The 16775-nt window shown below is 75.6% G+C and carries 17 protein-coding genes and 1 tRNA gene; 10 read left to right on the forward strand and 8 right to left on the reverse strand.

Annotated features, from left to right (window positions below; genetic code table 11):
- Nucleotides 1–14: 14 nt before the first annotated feature.
- From D5H78_RS02475 to D5H78_RS02485, 3 genes are read right to left on the reverse strand one after another with little or no spacing between them, the layout of a single operon-like run.
- Nucleotides 15–524 carry a MarR family winged helix-turn-helix transcriptional regulator gene (locus D5H78_RS02475; protein ID WP_119948783.1) on the reverse strand — a complete coding sequence of 170 codons (510 nt, stop codon included), beginning with the start codon at nt 522–524 and terminating at the stop codon, nt 15–17.
- Nucleotides 525–534: 10 nt separating this feature from the next.
- Entirely contained in the window at nt 535–963 is a 429-nt protein-coding gene (locus D5H78_RS02480) for a hypothetical protein (protein ID WP_119948784.1), read from the reverse strand.
- A gap of 50 nt (nt 964–1013) precedes the next feature.
- Nucleotides 1014–1718 (reverse strand): TetR/AcrR family transcriptional regulator, encoded by a 705-nt coding sequence (locus tag D5H78_RS02485; RefSeq protein ID WP_119949304.1) that lies wholly within the window; start codon nt 1716–1718, stop codon nt 1014–1016.
- A gap of 89 nt (nt 1719–1807) precedes the next feature.
- Between D5H78_RS02485 and D5H78_RS02490 the strand changes: the two genes are divergently transcribed.
- The 9 genes from D5H78_RS02490 (at nt 1808) to D5H78_RS02530 (ending at nt 10798) form a co-directional block, all read left to right on the forward strand.
- Nucleotides 1808–1886: transfer RNA gene (locus tag D5H78_RS02490), tRNA-Gln, on the forward strand.
- A gap of 143 nt (nt 1887–2029) precedes the next feature.
- Complete coding sequence (gene glmU, locus D5H78_RS02495; RefSeq protein ID WP_425472908.1) at nt 2030–3487, forward strand: bifunctional UDP-N-acetylglucosamine diphosphorylase/glucosamine-1-phosphate N-acetyltransferase GlmU; 1458 nt, start codon at nt 2030–2032, stop codon at nt 3485–3487.
- On the forward strand, nt 3484–4464 hold the full coding sequence (locus D5H78_RS02500; RefSeq protein WP_119948786.1) for a ribose-phosphate diphosphokinase: 981 nt from the start codon (nt 3484–3486) through the stop codon (nt 4462–4464). Before glmU ends, D5H78_RS02500 begins: the two co-directional genes overlap by 4 nt.
- Before the next feature lie 225 nt (nt 4465–4689).
- The gene (locus D5H78_RS02505) at nt 4690–5358 is read left to right on the forward strand and encodes a 50S ribosomal protein L25/general stress protein Ctc (protein WP_119948787.1); all 669 of its coding nucleotides are present in this window, start codon (nt 4690–4692) and stop codon (nt 5356–5358) included.
- Nucleotides 5359–5476: 118 nt separating this feature from the next.
- Entirely contained in the window at nt 5477–6061 is a 585-nt protein-coding gene (pth, locus tag D5H78_RS02510; RefSeq protein ID WP_119948788.1) for an aminoacyl-tRNA hydrolase, read from the forward strand.
- 177 nt (nt 6062–6238) lie between these two features.
- Complete coding sequence (locus tag D5H78_RS02515; protein WP_119948789.1) at nt 6239–7717, forward strand: sugar transferase; 1479 nt, start codon at nt 6239–6241, stop codon at nt 7715–7717.
- Nucleotides 7718–7920: 203 nt separating this feature from the next.
- Complete coding sequence (locus D5H78_RS02520) at nt 7921–9948, forward strand: HAD-IIIC family phosphatase (RefSeq protein WP_119948790.1); 2028 nt, start codon at nt 7921–7923, stop codon at nt 9946–9948.
- Complete coding sequence (locus D5H78_RS02525; protein ID WP_119948791.1) at nt 9945–10181, forward strand: acyl carrier protein; 237 nt, start codon at nt 9945–9947, stop codon at nt 10179–10181. Before D5H78_RS02520 ends, D5H78_RS02525 begins: the two co-directional genes overlap by 4 nt.
- Complete coding sequence (locus D5H78_RS02530) at nt 10178–10798, forward strand: serine O-acetyltransferase (RefSeq protein WP_119948792.1); 621 nt, start codon at nt 10178–10180, stop codon at nt 10796–10798. The genes D5H78_RS02525 and D5H78_RS02530 overlap by 4 nt, the downstream gene beginning before the upstream one ends.
- A 108-nt stretch (nt 10799–10906) precedes the next feature.
- Here D5H78_RS02530 and D5H78_RS02535 read toward each other — a convergent pair whose 3' ends face one another.
- Genes D5H78_RS02535 through D5H78_RS02545 form a run of 3 tightly spaced genes read right to left on the reverse strand, consistent with a single transcriptional unit; the run spans nt 10907 to nt 13769 of the window.
- A complete protein-coding gene (locus D5H78_RS02535) occupies nt 10907–12190 on the reverse strand; it encodes an NAD(P)H-dependent oxidoreductase (RefSeq protein WP_119948793.1) in 1284 nt (427 codons plus the stop codon).
- Nucleotides 12187–12747: a dTDP-4-dehydrorhamnose 3,5-epimerase gene (gene rfbC / locus D5H78_RS02540; RefSeq protein WP_119948794.1), complete on the reverse strand. Its 561-nt coding sequence runs from the start codon at nt 12745–12747 to the stop codon at nt 12187–12189. Before rfbC ends, D5H78_RS02535 begins: the two co-directional genes overlap by 4 nt.
- Nucleotides 12744–13769 carry an NAD-dependent epimerase/dehydratase family protein gene (locus tag D5H78_RS02545; protein WP_119948795.1) on the reverse strand — a complete coding sequence of 342 codons (1026 nt, stop codon included), beginning with the start codon at nt 13767–13769 and terminating at the stop codon, nt 12744–12746. Before D5H78_RS02545 ends, rfbC begins: the two co-directional genes overlap by 4 nt.
- 245 nt (nt 13770–14014) lie before the next feature.
- Between D5H78_RS02545 and D5H78_RS02550 the strand changes: the two genes are divergently transcribed.
- The gene (locus D5H78_RS02550; RefSeq protein WP_119948796.1) at nt 14015–14863 is read left to right on the forward strand and encodes a glucose-1-phosphate cytidylyltransferase; all 849 of its coding nucleotides are present in this window, start codon (nt 14015–14017) and stop codon (nt 14861–14863) included.
- Here the strand turns inward: D5H78_RS02550 and D5H78_RS02555 are convergent.
- Together D5H78_RS02555 and D5H78_RS02560 are read right to left on the reverse strand one after the other, a co-directional pair.
- Nucleotides 14811–15848: a putative capsular polysaccharide synthesis family protein gene (locus tag D5H78_RS02555; RefSeq protein WP_119948797.1), complete on the reverse strand. Its 1038-nt coding sequence runs from the start codon at nt 15846–15848 to the stop codon at nt 14811–14813. The two genes, D5H78_RS02550 and D5H78_RS02555, sit on opposite strands and share 53 nt — an antisense overlap.
- On the reverse strand, nt 15845–16756 hold the full coding sequence (locus tag D5H78_RS02560) for a glycosyltransferase family 2 protein (protein ID WP_165865565.1): 912 nt from the start codon (nt 16754–16756) through the stop codon (nt 15845–15847). The genes D5H78_RS02555 and D5H78_RS02560 overlap by 4 nt, the downstream gene beginning before the upstream one ends.
- Nucleotides 16757–16775 lie beyond the last annotated feature (19 nt).

Below are 16775 nucleotides of genomic sequence, written 5' to 3' on the forward strand. Positions count from 1 at the left end.
GCTCGGTGGCGGGGCTAGGGCTCGTTGTCGAACGGGACCACGAGCACCCGGAGCATGTCGGCGAGCTCGCGGCGCCGCCGCGGGGTGAGCGCGGCGAGCAGCTCGTGCTCGCGGGCGAGCAGGTCGGCCATCGCCGCGTCGACCCGGGCGCGGCCCTCGTCGGTGAGGCGCACCTGCACGCCCCGCCGGTCGTGCGGGTCGCGCGCGCGCTCGACGAGGCCGCGGGCGGCGAGGCGGTCCACCCGGTTGGTCATGGTGCCGCTCGTCACGAGCGTGCGCGTGAGCAGCTGGCCGGGGGACAGGACGTACGGCGCCCCCGCCCGCCGCAGGGCCGAGAGGACGTCGAACTCCCACACCTCGAGGCCGTGCGCGGCGAAGGCGGCCCCGCGGGCGCGGTCGAGGTGCCGGGCCAGGCGCGTCACGCGGCTGAGCACCTCGAGGGGGCTGACGTCGAGGTCGGGCCGCTCGCGGACCCAGGCGCCCACCAGCCGGTCGACCTCGTCCTGCCCGCCCCGGTCCTGCACGGCGCGCAGTCTAGGTGCGCGCGTCGAGACTCTCGACGTCGAGAGACCGCTCGGCGCCGTCACCGCGCGGGGCGGGACCCGGGCCCGCGGGCCCGCGGGGCGCGCGCCGGCCCCGCCGGCGGTGCCGCGCGCGGCGCGCGGCGGGGCCGTAGCGCTCGTGCAGGAGCAGCAGCCCGAGCGTGGTGCTGGCCACGGAGACGAGGTCGGCGGCGGTGAGCCCGTTGCCGGTCGCGACGGCGAGCAGGACGGGCCCCTCGAGCGGGCCGTTGACGCGCACCCACACCAGGGACAGGACGAGCAGGGAGCCGACGGCCTCGGGGACGCGCCGGCTGGCGGCGAGGGCGCCGCTCGCGACGAGGCCGAGCAGCACCGCCACGGCGACGATCGTGTCCTGGTGCTGGCGCACCGGGACGACCACGTCGTGCAGGACGTCGAGCACCCGTCCCCCTCGCGCCGCCGGTCCGCGCCGGGCGCGCGGGAACGTCGATGCTAACCCGCGGCCGGCTGCCCGGGGGGCTGCTCCGGGGGCTGGTCGGGGCTGTGCCCGCGGGCCCGCCCGGCGGCCCGCCGGTCCGGCACGGGCGCGGGCGCCGGCGCGGGGCGCGAGCGCAGCCGGGGCTGGTGCTCCAGGCGCGTGAGCCCGTTCCAGGCGAGGTTGACCAGGTGCGCGGCCACCTCCTCCTTGCCGGGGCGGCGCTCGTCGAGCCACCACTGCCCGGTGAGCGCCACCATCCCGACGAGCATCTGCGCGTAGAGCGGGGCGTGCTCGGGCGCGAAGCCCCGGGCGCTGAACTGCGCGGCGAGCAGGTGCTCGACCTGGCTCGCGGCGTCGCTGATGAGGGTCGCGAACGACCCGGTCGACTGGGCGAAGGGCGAGTCCCGCACGAGGATGCGGAAGCCGTCGGTCGAGGTCTCGATGTAGTCCAGCAGCGCGAGCGCGGCCGCCTCGAGCACCGCGCGCGGCTCCTCGGCGCCGCGCAGCGCCTCGGTGATGCCCCCGAGCAGCTGCTGCATCTCGCGGTCGACGACGACCGCGTACAGCCCCTCCTTGCCGCCGAAGTGCTCGTACACGACGGGCTTGGACACCCCGGCCCGCCCGGCGATCTCCTCGACGGACGTGGCGTCGACGCCGCGCTCGGCGAAGAGCGCGCGGCCGACCCCGACGAGCTGCTCGCGCCGCTGCTTGCCGGACATGCGCACCCTCGGGGCCTCGGGCCCTGCGCCCGCGCCGCCCACGCTGCTCACGCGGTCCCCCTGCCCTAGGCTCGTCCTGCGCGCACCGGTCCCGCGTTGGTCTGCTGGTAGGGCCCGCTCGGCTTTGAACCGAGACTAGCGACGCAGGTTCGATTCCTGCCGCGGGAGCAGGGGCCGCGGGCGGCGGGGGGCCCTGCTCCGGGGGCTATCCTCGACGCCGTCCGCGACTCGACGACGCCGAGGAGCCCCCCCGCGTGGAACCCGCCCGTCCGGCTGCCGTCGTCGTCCTCGCCGCCGGCGAGGGCACGCGCATGCGCTCCTCGCTCCCCAAGGTCCTGCACCCGCTCTGCGGGCGCACCCTGGTCGGGCACGCGGTGGCGGCGGCGCGGGCCCTGCAGCCCGAGCACCTCGTCGTCGTCGTGGGCCACGGCCGCGACGCCGTGCGGGCCCACCTCGCCGAGGCCGACCCCGGCGTCGTGACGGCCGTCCAGGACCGCCAGCTCGGCACCGGGCACGCGGTCGCGTGCGGCCTCGAGGCCCTCCCGCCGCTGACCGGCACCGTCGTGGTGACGTACGGCGACGTGCCGCTGCTGTCGGGGACGACGCTGCGGGCCCTCGTCGAGGCGCACGAGCGCGACGGCAACGCCGTGACCGTCCTCACCGCCCTGCTCGACGACCCCACCGGGTACGGCCGCGTCCTGCGCGCCGTCGACGGCACGGTCGCCGGGATCGTGGAGGAGAAGGACGCCACGCCCGAGCAGCGCACCGTCTACGAGGTCAACTCCGGCATCTACGCCTTCACCGCCGCGGCGCTGCGCGACGGGCTCGCGCGCCTGACGACGGACAACGCGCAGGGCGAGCTCTACCTCACCGACGTTCTCGCCCTCGCGCGCGCGGCAGGGGGCCGGGTCGACGCGCTGCGCACCGCGGACACCTGGCAGACCGAGGGCGTCAACGACCGCGTGCAGCTGGCGCGGGTCCGCCGCGAGCTCAACCGCCGCGTGGTCGAGGCGTGGATGCGCGCCGGCGTCACCGTCGAGGACCCGGGGACGACCTGGGTGGACGTCGACGTCACCGTCGGGCGCGACGCGGTGCTGCGCCCCCAGGTGCAGCTGCTCGCGGGCACCGTCGTCGGCGAGGGCGCGGTCGTCGGCCCCGACACCACGCTGCGCGGCACCCGGGTCGGGCCCGGCGCGCAGGTCGTGCGCTCGCACTGCGAGGGCGCCGTCGTCGGCGAGGGCGCCGCGGTGGGGCCGTTCGCGTACCTGCGGCCCGGGGCCGTGCTCGGGGCGGGCGCGAAGGTCGGCACGTACGTCGAGGTCAAGGGCTCGACCATCGGCGCCGGGTCCAAGGTGCCGCACCTGTCCTACGTGGGCGACGCGCAGATCGGCGAGGGCGCCAACATCGGCGCTGCCACGGTGTTCGTCAACTACGACGGGGTCGCGAAGCACCGGACGGTCGTGGGCGACCACGTGCGGGTCGGCAGCGACACGATGCTCGTGGCTCCGCTCGTCGTCGGTGACGGGGCGTACACGGCGGCGGGCTCGGTCGTGACCCAGGACGTGCCCCCGGGGGCCATGGCGGTGGCGCGGGGGCGCCAGCGCAACGTGGAGGGGTGGGTCGAGCGCCGCCGCGCGGGCAGCCCCGCGGCCGAGGCCGCGCGGCGGGCCCGGGAGCAGGGGGCCCGGGAGCCGGGGGGCCGGGAGCCGGGGGGCCGGGAGCCGGGGGGCCAGGAGCAGGTCGGCACAGCGGGCGAGGAGCAGGCGTGACCTTCATCAAGACCACCGGCGAGAAGAAGCTCATGCTCTTCTCCGGCCGGGCCCACCCGGAGCTGGCCGAGGCGGTGGCGGACGAGCTGGGCATCGAGCTGACGCCGACGTCCGCGTACGACTTCGCCAACGGCGAGATCTTCGTGCGGTTCGAGGAGTCGGTGCGCGGCTGCGACGCCTTCGTCATCCAGAGCCACACCGCGCCGCTCAACCAGTGGATCATGGAGCAGCTGATCATGGTCGACGCGCTCAAGCGCGCCTCGGCCAAGCGGATCACCGTGGTCACGCCGTTCTACGGCTACGCGCGGCAGGACAAGAAGCACCGCGGGCGCGAGCCCATCTCCGCGCGGCTCATGGCCGACCTGCTCAAGACCGCGGGCGCCGACCGGCTCATGGCGGTCGACCTGCACACCGCGCAGATCCAGGGCTTCTTCGACGGCCCGGTCGACCACCTCTTCGCGCTGCCCCTGCTCGCCGCGCACGTCGGGCGCCGGGTGGACCGCAGCCGCATCACCGTGGTGTCGCCGGACTCCGGGCGGGTGCGGGTCGCCGAGCGCTGGTCCGACACCCTCGGCGGCACCCCGCTGGCCTTCATCCACAAGACGCGCGACCCGCTGGTGCCGAACCAGGCGACCGTCGGCAAGGTCGTCGGCGAGGTGCGCGACCGGGTGTGCGTCCTCATCGACGACATGATCGACACCGCCGGCACCATCACCAAGGCGGCCGACGCGCTCTTCGACAACGGCGCCGCCGACGTCGTCGTCGCGGCCACGCACGGGGTGCTCTCCGGCCCGGCCGTGGACCGGCTCAAGAACTCGCGGGTCAGCGAGGTCGTCGTCACCGACTCGCTGCCCATCGACGAGTCGCGCCGCTTCGACGGGCTGACCGTCCTGCCCATCGCGCCCCTCATCGCCCGCGCCATCCGGCAGGTGTTCGACGACGGCTCGGTGACGAGCCTGTTCGACGGGCACGTCTAGCCCGCCGGCGACCGGGCAGGGGCGCCCGGCCCCGGGGGCGGCGAGGACGCCCGCGGGCCTCGGCTAGACTGACGCGGTTGCCTCGGCGAGGGACGCCGCCACGACACCGTGACGGCCTCCGTGATCGACGCGGTGGTCGCTGCGCGGGCCCCTGCCGGGCCCCCGACGCGCCCCGCGCGCCGCCGACCGCCGCCGCACTGCCCGTTCGTCACCCCAGGAGTCACCGTGTCCGAGGTCCGCATCGCCGCCGAGCCCCGCACCGAGTTCGGCAAGGGCGCCGCCCGGCGCATCCGCCGGGACGCGAAGGTGCCCGCCGTGCTCTACGGCCACGGCACCGAGCCGCGCCACATCGCGCTGCCGGGGCACGAGCTCATGCTCGCCCTGAAGACCCCCAACGTCCTGCTCTCCGTCGACCTCGAGGGCTCGACCGAGCTGGCCCTGCCCAAGGACGTCCAGCGCGACCCCGTCAAGGGCTTCCTCGAGCACGTCGACCTGGTCCTCGTCCGCCGCGGCGAGAAGGTCGTCGTCGACGTCCCCGTGGAGGTCGGCGGCGAGGCCGAGTCCGGCACGCTCGTCACCGTCGAGAGCGCCACGCTGCAGGTCGAGGCCGAGGCCACGCACCTGCCGGAGTCGTTCCCGGTCAGCGTGGACGGCCTCGCCGCGGGCACCCAGGTCCTCGCCGGCCAGGTCGCGCTCCCGGAGGGCACCACGCTCGCCGGCGACCCGGAGGCGGTCGTCGTGCTCGTGGCGGCGGCCCCGACCGCCGAGCAGGTCGACGCCGAGCTCGCCGAGGCCGAGGCCGGCGCCGGCATCGTCCACGAGGAGAAGGACGCCGACGCGGGCGAGGTCGGCGCCCCCGAGGGCGCGGAGCAGTCCGGCGACGCCCAGGGCTGAGCCCCCGCACCACCAGCAGCAGCAGGCCGCGCGCCCGGTCCCCGCGGGGGGCCGGGCGCGCGGCGCACCCGGCGGCGGGCCCGGCGCGCGGGGCGAGCAGGGCGAGGAGGACGAGGACGTGGCGCAGGACAGGTGGGTCGTCATCGGGCTGGGCAACCCCGGCCCGGAGTACGCCGGCACCCGCCACAACGTGGGGCACCTCGTCGTCGACGCGCTGGCCGCGCGCGGCGTCGGGCGGCTGTCGCCGTCGCGCCGCACCCGCTCGGACGTCGCGGAGGGGCGCCTCGGCGGCCCCGGGGGCGTCCCCGTCGTCCTGGCGAGGCCGCGGTCGTACATGAACGAGTCGGGCGGGCCCGGCGCTGCGCTGCGCGACTACTACGACGTGCCCCCGGAGCGGCTGGTCGTCGTGCACGACGAGCTGGACCTGCCCTTCGGGTCGCTGCGCTGCAAGCTCGGCGGCGGGGACAACGGCCACAACGGGCTGAAGTCGCTGCGCCGGTCGCTCGGCACGGGCGACTTCCTGCGCGTGCGGGTCGGCATCGGCCGGCCCCCGGGGCGCATGGACCCCGCCACCTACGTCCTGCGCGACTTCTCCGGCGCCGAGCGCAAGGAGCTGGACCTCGTGGTGGAGACCGCCGCGGACGCGGTGGAGTCACTCTGCGTGGACGGGCTGGAGCGGACGCAGGCCGCCTTCAACTCCTGAGGGGCGCCGGCGCCGGTCGTCGGCACGGAGCGTGATGAGGGAGTGGCGTACGGGTGATGTGGCGCAACCCCCTGTCACCGTCGCGGGCCCGCCCCTAGGATGGCGGGGCCGTCGGGCACCGGTCCGGGGAGGGACCCCCGCCCGACGCGCACCGTGAGTGCTGTTCCAGGGGGGGACATGACGATCGTCGACGCCGTGCTGCGCTCGACCGGGTTCCAGCGCCACCGGGGCCCGGGCGACCTGACCGTGGAGCTGCCGCAGCGGCCGCCCTGGCAGGTGGCCTACGTCCGCACCGCCGTCGTCGTGGACCTGCTCGTCGGCCTGACGGCCGGCCTCGTCGCGCTGCTCGTGCGCTTCGGCGACGACGCGATCGCGCCGTACGTCGTGGCGGTCGCCGCGACGCCGTTCCTCTGGGTGGCGACCCTGGGGGTCCACCGGCTCTACGAGCACCGCTTCCTCGGCTCCGGGCCGGAGGAGTTCCGCCGCCTGCTGAGCAGCGCGGTGCACCTCGGCGCCGTGGTCGCGGTGCTGGCCTACGCCACGAAGACCGAGGTCGCCCGCGGCTTCCTCGGCCTGGCGCTGCCCACGGCCCTCGTGCTGGGCCTCGCCGCGCGCTACGCGCTGCGCCTGCGGCTGCACCGGGCCCGCCGCGCGGGCCGCGGCATGCAGCGCGTCGTCGCCGCCGGCCACGCCGCGGACGTCGTGCGCCTCGTGGACCAGCTGGCCCTCGAGCCGTCGCACGGGCTGCAGGTCGTCGGCGCCTGCCTGCCGCAGAGCGGGCAGGTCGACGTGCTCCTGAGCCGCGGCATCCCCGCCGTCGGGGGCTTCGACAACGTGCTGCGCACCGTGCGCCTGTGCGGCGCCGACACCGTCGCCGTCGTGTCGAGCCCGGAGCTGGCCGGCGAGGAGCTGCGCCGCCTCAGCTGGAAGCTGGAGTCGAGCGGCACCTCGCTCATCGTCGCGCCGGGCCTGGTCGAGGTCGCCGGGCCGCGCCTGTCGATCCGCCCGGCGGCCGGGCTGAGCCTGCTGCACGTCGAGCACCCGCGGCTCTCCGGCGGCCGGCGCATCGCCAAGTCCGCGCTCGACCGCGGCCTCGCCGCCGCGGCCCTGCTGCTGCTGTCGCCGCTGCTGCTGGCCGTGGCCGTGGTGGTGGCGCTGACGAGCCCGGGCCCGGCCGTCTACCGCCAGCGCCGCGTGGGCGTCGGCGGTCGCGAGTTCACGATGTACAAGTTCCGCACGATGTACCGCGACGCCGACGCCCGGCGCGCGGCGCTGCTCGCCCGCAACGAGGGCAACGACGTGCTGTTCAAGATGCGCAACGACCCGCGGGTCACCCGGGCCGGGCGCTTCCTGCGGCGCTACTCCCTCGACGAGCTGCCCCAGCTGCTCAACGTGCTCCTGGGGCACATGGCGCTCGTCGGGCCGCGCCCGCCGCTGCCGGAGGAGGTCGCGCAGTACCCGGAGGAGGCGCACCGCCGGCTCCTCGTGCGCCCCGGGCTCACGGGCCTGTGGCAGGTGTCCGGGCGCTCGGACCTGTCGTGGGAGGAGTCCCTGCGGCTCGACCTGCGCTACGTCGACAACTGGTCCCTCGCGCTCGACGTGCTCATCCTCTGGAAGACCGGGCGCGCCGTCGTCCGCGGCTCCGGCGCCTACTGAGGCCGCTCCGCCCCGCCTCAACCGACGCCCCGTGCACACCTGTGCGCGGGGCGTCGCGCTTCTCGGCCGCTGCTCGGTGGCGCACGACGCAGTCACCGGTACGGCCCCGTCGACCGGCCCCGCCAACCCTCCCGCGACGTTAGGGTGTGGCGTGGGCAGGGCGGTGCCGGGGGCGCCGCCACGGACGGATCCGAGGGGGGCCCATGGGGGACGACGGGGCGAGGAGCGCCCGGGCGGCGCTCGACGACGGGGTGGCGCGGGCGCTGGACCTGGCGCTGGACGAGGCGCGGGGCCAGGAGCAGCCGCCGGCGCGGCTGTGCTTGCGCCTGGCCCGCCTGCACGCCGACGCCGGCGACGCGGCGGGGGCGCTGCGCTGGTGCGCCGCGGTCGTGGACGCGGGGGAGGACCTCGCGAGCTGGACGGCCGCCTCGGCGGTGCTGGCGCGCGTGCTGCCGGAGGTGGGTCCGCTGCCGCGCTCCGCGCGGGTGGCGGTGCTCGGCAGCTCGACGACGAGCCAGCTCGCCGCGCTGCTGCCGCTGGCGCTGGCGCGCGCGGGGGTGGCGGCGGAGGTCTACGAGTCGGGCTACGGGCAGTACCAGCAGGAGGTGCTCGACCCGACGAGCGGGCTGCACCGCTTCGGCCCCGACGTCGTCGTGGTCGTCCCGGACGAGACCCAGCTGCACCTGCCGGAGCACAGCGACGAGCCGGTCGCGGCCGTCGACGCGGAGGTGGAGCGCTGGAGCCGGCTGTGGCACCGCGTGCGGGCCGCGACGGGGGCGCGGGTGGTCCAGCTGACCGTCCCGGTGCCGGTGGACCAGGCCCTCGGGCACCTGGGGCTGCGGGTGGCGGGGAGCCGCTACCGGATGCGCCTGCTGCTCGACCTGCGCCTGGCCGACGCCGCGGCGCAGGCCGGCGTGGCCCTGGTGGACTGCGGCCGGCTGGCGGCGCGGGTGGGGGCGGACCGCTGGTCCGACGCCCGGCTGTGGCACGTGGCCAAGCAGGCGGTCGGCCTGTCGGTCGTGCCGCTGCTCGCCCGGCACGTCGCGGCGGTCGTCGCGGCCGAGCTGGGCCGGGGCCGCAAGTGCCTCGTCCTCGACCTCGACGGCACCGTCTGGGGCGGCGTCCTCGGCGAGGACGGGCTGGGCGGCATCGCGCTCGGCGACGGGCCGGCGGGCGAGGCGTTCGCCGCGTTCCAGGAGTACGCCCTGGCGCTGGAGGCGCGCGGCGTGGTGCTCGCGGTGTGCTCGAAGAACGACGAGGAGCTCGTGCGCGAGGCGTTCCGGGTGCACCCGGGCATGCGCCTCACGCTCGAGCGCATCGCCGTGCTCTCCGCCGGCTGGGACGACAAGCCCGCGCAGCTGCGGCGCATCGCGCAGGTCCTCGGGCTCGGGCTCGACGCGCTCGTCCTGGTCGACGACAACCCGGTCGAGCGCGAGGCCGTGCGCCAGCTCGTCCCCGAGGTCGACGTGGTCTGCCTGCCGCCCGACCCGGCCGACTACGTGCGCGCGCTCGCGGACTACCCGTGGTTCGAGGCGCCGGCGCTCACCCAGGACGACCGCCGCCGCACCGAGCAGTACCGGGCCCGCGCCGAGGTCGCCGCCCTGCAGGAGAGCGCGAGCAGCCTCGACGACTTCTACCGCAGCCTCGTCATGGCCGCGCGGGTCGTCGAGGTCGACGACCTCGTGCTGCCGCGGGTGGCGCAGCTCGTCGGCAAGACCAACCAGTTCAACCTGACCGGCCGCCGCCGCGGGCTCGCCGAGCTGCGGGCGCTGGCCGGGGACCCGGCGTGGGAGGTCCTGGCGGTCCGGCTCAGCGACCGCTTCACCGACCACGGCGTCGTCGGGGTGCTGCTGCTCGAGCAGCGCGGCGGCGCGCTGCACGTGGACACCTGGCTCATGAGCTGCCGGGTCATCGGCCGCACGCTCGAGGACGAGATGCTCGGGCTGGTGCTGGCGGCCGCCGGGGAGCGGGGCTGCGACGAGGTCGTGGGCTCGTACGTCCCCTCCCGGCGGAACGGCCTCGTGGCGGGGCTGTACGAGCGGCTCGGCTTCTCCCGCGCGGGGGCCGGGGCGCCGGGACCGGGTCCGGGCGGGCCGGCGCAGGACGGTACGGCCCGCTGGGTCCTGCGGGTGGCGGGGGCGCGGGCGGGACGAGGGTTCATCGAGGTGCAGGACGAGCGGCGCCGGCCCGTGCGGGCCGGGGCCGGGGGACGCGAGGGGGCGCACGGATGATCGACGAGCGGCTGCAGCAGGTGTTCCGGGACGTGCTGGGCGACCAGGGGCTCGAGCTGAGCGAGGGGACGACGGCGCGCGACGTGGAGGGCTGGGACAGCCTGGCGCACATCAACCTCATGGTGAGCGTGGAGGGCGAGTTCGGGGTGAGCTTCACCAGCGCGCAGCTCACCGCGTTCCAGGACGTGGGCGCGCTGCAGCGGTTCCTCACCGAGCGGGGGGCGCTCGCGTGACCGCGCTCACCGAGGGCCGCGGGTCGTCGGGCGCGCCCGCCGAGGGTGCGCCGGGGGAGGCCGAGCAGGGGGCGGCCGCGCAGGGTGCGGTGTCCACGGCGCCGCTGCGGGTGCTGCTGCGCGAGGACCTGCGCACGCACGGGCGGCTCTCGCACCCGGGGCTGCACGTGCTGGCGGTGTACCGGGTGGGGCACTGGCGCCGCTCCCAGCCCGCGCTGGTGCGCAAGCCGGTCTCGGCGCTCTACAAGCTCGTGGACCGCTGGGTGGTGCGCACGCTCTACGGCACGGAGATCTCGGACCGGGCGCGCATCGGGCGGCAGGTGAAGATCGGGCACCACCAGGCCCTCATGGTGCCGGCGGGCTCGGAGATCGGGGACGGCTGCCTGCTGCGCCAGGGGGTGAGCATCGGCTACGCCCGGGACGGCGCCCCGGCCGGTGCGGTGCCGCGGCTCGGCCGCCGGGTCGAGGTCGGGCCGCACTCGGTGATCATCGGGCCGATCACGATCGGGGACGACGTGAAGATCGGGCCGCTCTCGCTGGTCTCGCGCAGCGTGCCGGCGGGGGCGACGGTGTTCTCCGCGCCGGCGCGGGTGATGCCGGCGCCGCCGCGGGGCTGAGGCCCCGGGCCCCGCGCACCGTCCGCCACCCGCGGGATGCGGCGGCGGACGGTGCGCCGGGGACCGCTGGTGCCCGGGAGGGCGGCGGCGTCGGGACCGTGGGGCGGCTCAGCCGAGCCCGGCCTGCTCCTCGCGCAGCCGGTCGACGAGGCGGCCCTCGGGCACCGCCACGTCGGCGTAGGTGAGGACCTCGTCCTTGCCCACGTCGCGCAGCAGCCGGCAGCCCTCGGCGAGCCCGAGGGGGAGCAGACCGCCCTCGCGCGTCGCCGCGGCCGTCTCGGCCTGCCCGTAGCTGTGGTAGCCGCCGAGCGCGTCGAGCACCGTGCCGGCCGCGAGGTCGGTCTTGGCCGTGGTGACCACCTCGACGCGCGCAGCGCCGGGAGCCGCGAGGACCGTGTCGCCGAAGTCCACCGCGCGCACGATGCTGTTCGGCACCTCGAAGTGGCAGAGGTGGTAGGGCGTGTAGAACGAGTAGAGCGGGCCCTTGCCGAGCTTGTAGAGCTCGAGGTAGTGCCGCTGCTTCGGATCGTCGTGCGTGGCCAGGACGAAGACGCCGGGAGAGGGCTTGCTGCCCACGACGTAGTCCACGACGCCGCCGAGCGCGCGCAGCTCGTCCACGTCGTAGCGGTCGACCAGCTCGTCGACGTGCCCGTCGTGGTCCCAGCCGTTCATCCCGCGCTTCGGCACCGTGAAGCCCGCGGCGTTGGCCACGATCGCCTGCTCGAAGGAGATCTTCGTGCCGTCGGCGAAGCTGGTGACCATCCACGGGTCCTGGCCCCACCGCTCGGCGAAGCCCTTCTGCGTCGTCGGGGTGCGGTACGGGTCCTGCAGCCCCTTGATGTTGCCGGCGACGAGGGGGGTGCAGCCGATGCCCTGCACGAAGCGCAGCAGGTTCATCTGCACGCCCGGCTGGTCGCCGTCGCTGCCGGTGAACACGACCCCGGCCTTGCGGGCCCGCTCGGCGAGCACGGGGCCGACCGTCCCGTCGAGCTCGGCGTTGAGGGTCACCAGCGGCTTGCCGGCGTCGATGGCGGCGACCGAGAGGCGGGCGCCGTACTCGACCGCGCCGGTGACGTCGACGAGGCAGTCGACGAGCCCGGCCCCGACGAGGGCCATCGGGTCCTCGGTGACGACGGGCGTGCCGCGCTCGATCGCGCGCTGCACCCCCGCCGCGTCGTCGGCGACCACGACGCCGTCGACGCCGGCCTCGGCGTACGCCCGCTCGGCCTTGTCCCGGTGCCGGTTCGCCACGGCGGACAGCGTCATCCCGGGGACGCTGTTCACGATCTGGTTGGCCAGGCCCCGGCCCATGAAGCCGGCCCCGACCATGCCCACGCGCAGCGGCCGGCCCTCCGCGACCCGGCGCCGCAGGGCCTCGTCGACGAGGATCACGCCGCGCCCCCCGCGGGAGCGGCCGCGGTCTCGCCGAGCAGCGCCCAGGAGCGGTCCTTCTCGGAGACGACGCTCACCGGGACCGGCCAGTCGATGCCCAGGGCCGGGTCGTCGTGGCGCAGGCCGCGCTCGGTGCCGGGCGTGTAGGCGGCGCTCACCTGGTACACGACCTCGGCGCCGTCCACCAGGGTGAGGTAGCCGTGCGCGAACAGCGGCGGCACGTACAGCGCCCTGCGGTTGTCGGCCGTCAGCTCGACCGCGACGTGGCGCAGGTACGTGGGGGACTCCGGGCGCATGTCGACGATGACGTCGACGATCGCGCCGCGCGTGCACCGCACGAGCTTGGCCTCGGGCGCCGGCTCGACCTGGTAGTGCATGCCGCGCAGGGTGCCCGCGCGGTGGTTGTAGGACAGGTTGCACTGCTCCACCAGCGGCTCGAGGCCCGCGGCCTCGAACTCGCTGCGGCAGAAGGTGCGGGCGAAGAAGCCGCGCTCGTCCTCGCGCAGCTCGAGCTCGACGACGGCGGCGCCGGGGAGCTCGGTGGGGGTGATGATCACGGGGCCGTCCAGTAGAGCTGGTCGTCGAGCTGGCGCGTGCGCATGAGGTGCTCGAGCTGCTTCAGGCGCGTGTGGCCGCGGCCGGTGAAGGTCTCCGCGTCCATGCCGATGCGCTCGAAGACGGCGCGCAGCTGGCGGGCGCCGGAGAGGGCGTCCCACTCGCAGGAGAACCCGGGCAGCACCTTGTGGATCTTGTCGAAGCTCACCTTGTAGCTGCGGTTGTCCGCTCCGGCCTCGCCGAAGGAGAGCTCGCAGCCGGTGAACACCTCGGCGACGGTCTCGGCGATCTCCTTGACCTGGTAGTTCTGCTCGTTGCTGCCGACGTTGAAGACCTCGCCGTGCACCACGTCGCGGTCCGCGGCGAGGACGCAGCGGATCGCCTTCGCGATGTCGAGGCCGTGCACGAGCGGGCGCCACGGGGTGCCGTCGCTCGTCATGGCGATGCGCCCCGTCGTCCAGGCCAGGCCCGAGAGGTTGTTGAGCACGATGTCGAACCGCATGCGCGGCGAGGCGCCGAAGGCGGTGGCGTTGCGCAGGAACGTCGGCGAGAAGGAGTCGTCGGCCAGCGCCGAGACGTCGCGCTCGACGTACTGCTTGCAGTAGGCGTAGGCCGTCTGGGGATTCGTGGGCGAGGTCTCGTCCACCTCGCCGTCGGCGACGCCGTACACGCTGCAGGAGGACATGTAGACGAAGCGCTGCACGCCCGCGTCCTTGGCCAGCTGGGCCAGGCGCACCGAGCCGGCGTGGTTGATGTCGTAGGTGACCTCGCCGATGAGGTCGCCCAGCGGGTCGTTCGACAGCTCCGCCATGTGGACCACGGCGTCGACGCCCTCGAGGTCCTCCGGGCCGATCCGGCGGATGTCCTTGGCCAGCGTGCGCGGCGTCGCGGGGACCCCGTCGTAGAGCCACCCGTTCTTGTAGTAGCCCGTGTCCACGCCGAGCACGTCGTGCCCCTCGGCCATGAGCGTCGGCGCCAGCAGGCAGCCGAGGTAGCCCTCGGTCCCCGTGACCAGGATCTTCATCTGCCCCATCCCCTCGCCCCCGGGCGACCGGGTCAACGGCAGACCCGTCCCGTCCCCCCTGGGCGTGCACGAGGCTAGCGGCAGGGCCGCGCGCGGCGGGGCGGTTCCGGGCGATCCCGGCGCCGCCGGACGGGCGACGTGACCGGCGCGACCCCGCACGAGCGGCACGAGGTGGGTCAAGCGCCTGACGCCGCCCGCGGGGCGCACCTAGCCTGAGGCCGTTCACGACGGAGGGGGACACACGGATGGACGGCACCACGACGACCCCGGGCGCAGCCGACCGGCTGCTCGACCCGAAGGACATCCCCGTGGTGATCCTGTGCGGGGGCATGGGGACCCGGCTGCGCGAGGCGAGCGAGAAGCTGCCCAAGCCGCTGGTCGACATCGGCGGCAAGCCGATCCTGTGGCACGTCATGAAGACGTACAGCCACCACGGCTACCGGCGCTTCGTGCTCGCGCTGGGCTACAAGAGCGACCTCATCAAGCGGTGGTTCCTCGACCTGCGCGAGCAGACGAGCGACTTCACGCTCACCCTCGGCGGCGACCACCGCCCGGTGTTCCACACCGGCGCGGACGTCGAGGAGGACTGGGAGGTGACGTTCGTCGAGACCGGGCTGCTCAGCGGGACCGGTGCGCGGATCCGGCGCGTGGCGCCGTACCTCAAGAGCGACGTCTTCGCCCTCACCTACGGCGACGGCATCGGCGACGTGGACCTCACCGCGCAGCTGCGCCACCACGTCGAGCTGGGGCGGGCCGCCACGGTGACCGGCGTGCACCCCACGAGCCGCTTCGGCGAGATCCGCGTCGACGACGCGGCCTCGCGGGTCGTCGAGTTCAACGAGAAGCCCGCGGCCGCCGGCTGGGTCAGCGGCGGGTTCTTCCTCTTCCAGCGCTCGTTCGTCGACGACTACGTCTCGGACGACCCGGGCCTCATGCTCGAGGCGGCGCCGCTGCAGCAGGTGGCCCGCGACGGCCAGCTCTCGGTGTTCCCGCACGAGGGCTTCTGGGCGGGCATGGACACCTTCCGCGACTGGACCGACCTCAACGCCCGCTGGGACGCGGGGAAGGCGCCGTGGAAGGTGTGGGACGCCTGAGGTCGACCGCACGGTCGGGGTCGAGGGGGCGGGCCGCCGCGGCGGCGCCGCCCCCTGCGGCGTCCGGGGTGCTCGAGGTGCTCGAGGTGCCCTGGGTGCCCGCGACCCAGCGCGCCCGGTGGGCGGCGCGCTCCTCGTCGCTCCAGAAGTGCCGCGCGTAGCGCGAGCCGTACATCCGGTCGAGGTAGTCCCCGTCGAGGGTCAGTCGGCGCTCCACGGCGCGGTACGCGTCGGCGTAGTCCTTGCCGCTGCTGACGTTGCGGCTCGCGAGCCGCACGCCGGGCAGGCCGAGGAAGGCCTCGACGGCCTCGCCGAAGCAGCGCCCGAGGTCCTCGTAGCGCAGCACGAGCACGTCGGCCCGCTCGCCGCGCAGCACCGCCCAGCCGCGCTCGCGGGGGAACGGCGCGCTCCAGGGGTCGACGCCGAACGGGACCGCCAGCTCCGCGTCCACCCAGCGCACGGGGCCCTCGTGGTCGTCGAAGCGCTCGAGGAAGAGCGCGCGCACGGCGTCGACGACCTCGTCCTCGGAGCGGTCCCGCGCGAGCTCGCCGAGGTCGAGGCCGTACCGCGAGCGGGCGACCTGGAAGAAGCTCGAGACGTTGCGCGCGACGGGGTCGCGCACGACGGTGACCACCTGCCAGCGCCGCTGGGGCTCGCGGGCCAGGCGCCCGGCGACCCACTGGCCCTGCCAGAGGTGCTGCGCCCCGCGGTGGCCGGGGTCCCAGCGCCGCGCGTAGCTCGCCTCGAGCGCCGCGAGGCCGGCCGGCGAGACCGCGTGGACCTGGTAGACGGGGTCCAGGCCCGCCTCCTGCAGCGACGCCGTCACCGAGGACGAGGCGACCTTGCCCATCTGGTGGACGAGCAGCGGCTGGGGCCGCCCCCGGCGCCGGCGCGCCAGGCGCAGGCGCGTGCGCGCCTTCGCGGCCTCGTACGCGGCGCGGCGCCGGAGCGCGGCCGAACCTGCCGCAGCGTGAGGGTCGCTCATGCGGTCAACGTACCGCGCCCGCCCCTGCGCTGGGTGACCTTCTGCGCGACGACCTGCGACGCCGCGGAGCCGAGGTTGCGCGCGAGGGTGCCGCGCCACTTCACGGCCCAGGGCCCGAGGTACGCGTAGCAGCGCGCCTTCTCCGCCTGGGGCAGGGGGGCGCGGTGCACGCCGCGGGCGTACTCGGCGCCGACGCGCCAGCGCGGGAGCGTGACCTTGCCCGAGCGGCGGGGGTCGAAGAACGCGTTGCGCGCCCGCGTCGTGGTGAACGCGCGCATGCTGCGGCCCGGGTGGTCGCGGCGGTGGAACAGCTCCTCGTCGAGCTCGAGGAAGCGCCCGCGCAGCGCCAGCTCGGCCAGCAGCGGGTTGTCGCTGTTGGGGTAGCCGCCGTGCAGGGCGGTGCCGAGCAGCGCGGAGCGCCGGATGACCCCGTGCGCGGGGAAGCACTCCGCCTCGTGCAGGACGACGTCGCCGAAGCGCTCCGAGGGATTGGCCTGGGTCGCGCGGTCGGTGCGCGGCCAGACCTTGAACGGCCTGCTGCGCTCGTCGACGTACGTCGTGCGGGTGTGGGCGAGGACGAGGCCCGGGTCGGCGTCCAGCGCCGCGACGCAGGCGCCGACCATGCCGGGCAGGCGCACGTCGTCCGCGGCGTTCCACATGAAGAACTCGCCGCGGCCCTCGTGGAAGACCGTGTTGAAGTTCCAGGCGAGGCCGCGGTTCACGTCGCTGCGGAGGTAGCGCACCCGCTCGTCCTGCGCCGCGTAGCGCTCGCAGATGCCCTGCGTGCCGTCCGTGGAGCCGTTGTCGCTGATGACGACCTCGAGGTCGCGGAAGTCCTGGCGCAGCACCCCCTCGAGGGCCTCGGCCAGGAACTCCTCGCCGTTGTAGACCGGGACGCCCACGCTCACGCGCGGGCTGCCTGCTGCT

Origin of the sequence: Vallicoccus soli, assembly GCF_003594885.1 — a bacterium.
In the GTDB taxonomy this organism is placed as follows: domain Bacteria; phylum Actinomycetota; class Actinomycetes; order Motilibacterales; family Motilibacteraceae; genus Vallicoccus; species Vallicoccus soli.

Coding starts and splice junctions, on each gene's coding strand:
- D5H78_RS02515 (WP_119948789.1), top strand. CDS start 6,239: ATGACGATCGTCGACGCCGTGCTGCGCTCGACCGGGTTCCAGCGCCAC.
- D5H78_RS02550 (WP_119948796.1), top strand. CDS start 14,015: ATGGACGGCACCACGACGACCCCGGGCGCAGCCGACCGGCTGCTCGAC.
- D5H78_RS02525 (WP_119948791.1), top strand. CDS start 9,945: ATGATCGACGAGCGGCTGCAGCAGGTGTTCCGGGACGTGCTGGGCGAC.
- D5H78_RS02520 (WP_119948790.1), top strand. CDS start 7,921: ATGGGGGACGACGGGGCGAGGAGCGCCCGGGCGGCGCTCGACGACGGG.
- D5H78_RS02545 (WP_119948795.1), bottom strand. CDS start 13,769: ATGAAGATCCTGGTCACGGGGACCGAGGGCTACCTCGGCTGCCTGCTG.
- glmU (WP_425472908.1), top strand. CDS start 2,030: ATGCGCTCCTCGCTCCCCAAGGTCCTGCACCCGCTCTGCGGGCGCACC.
- D5H78_RS02485 (WP_119949304.1), bottom strand. CDS start 1,718: ATGTCCGGCAAGCAGCGGCGCGAGCAGCTCGTCGGGGTCGGCCGCGCG.
- D5H78_RS02555 (WP_119948797.1), bottom strand. CDS start 15,848: ATGAGCGACCCTCACGCTGCGGCAGGTTCGGCCGCGCTCCGGCGCCGC.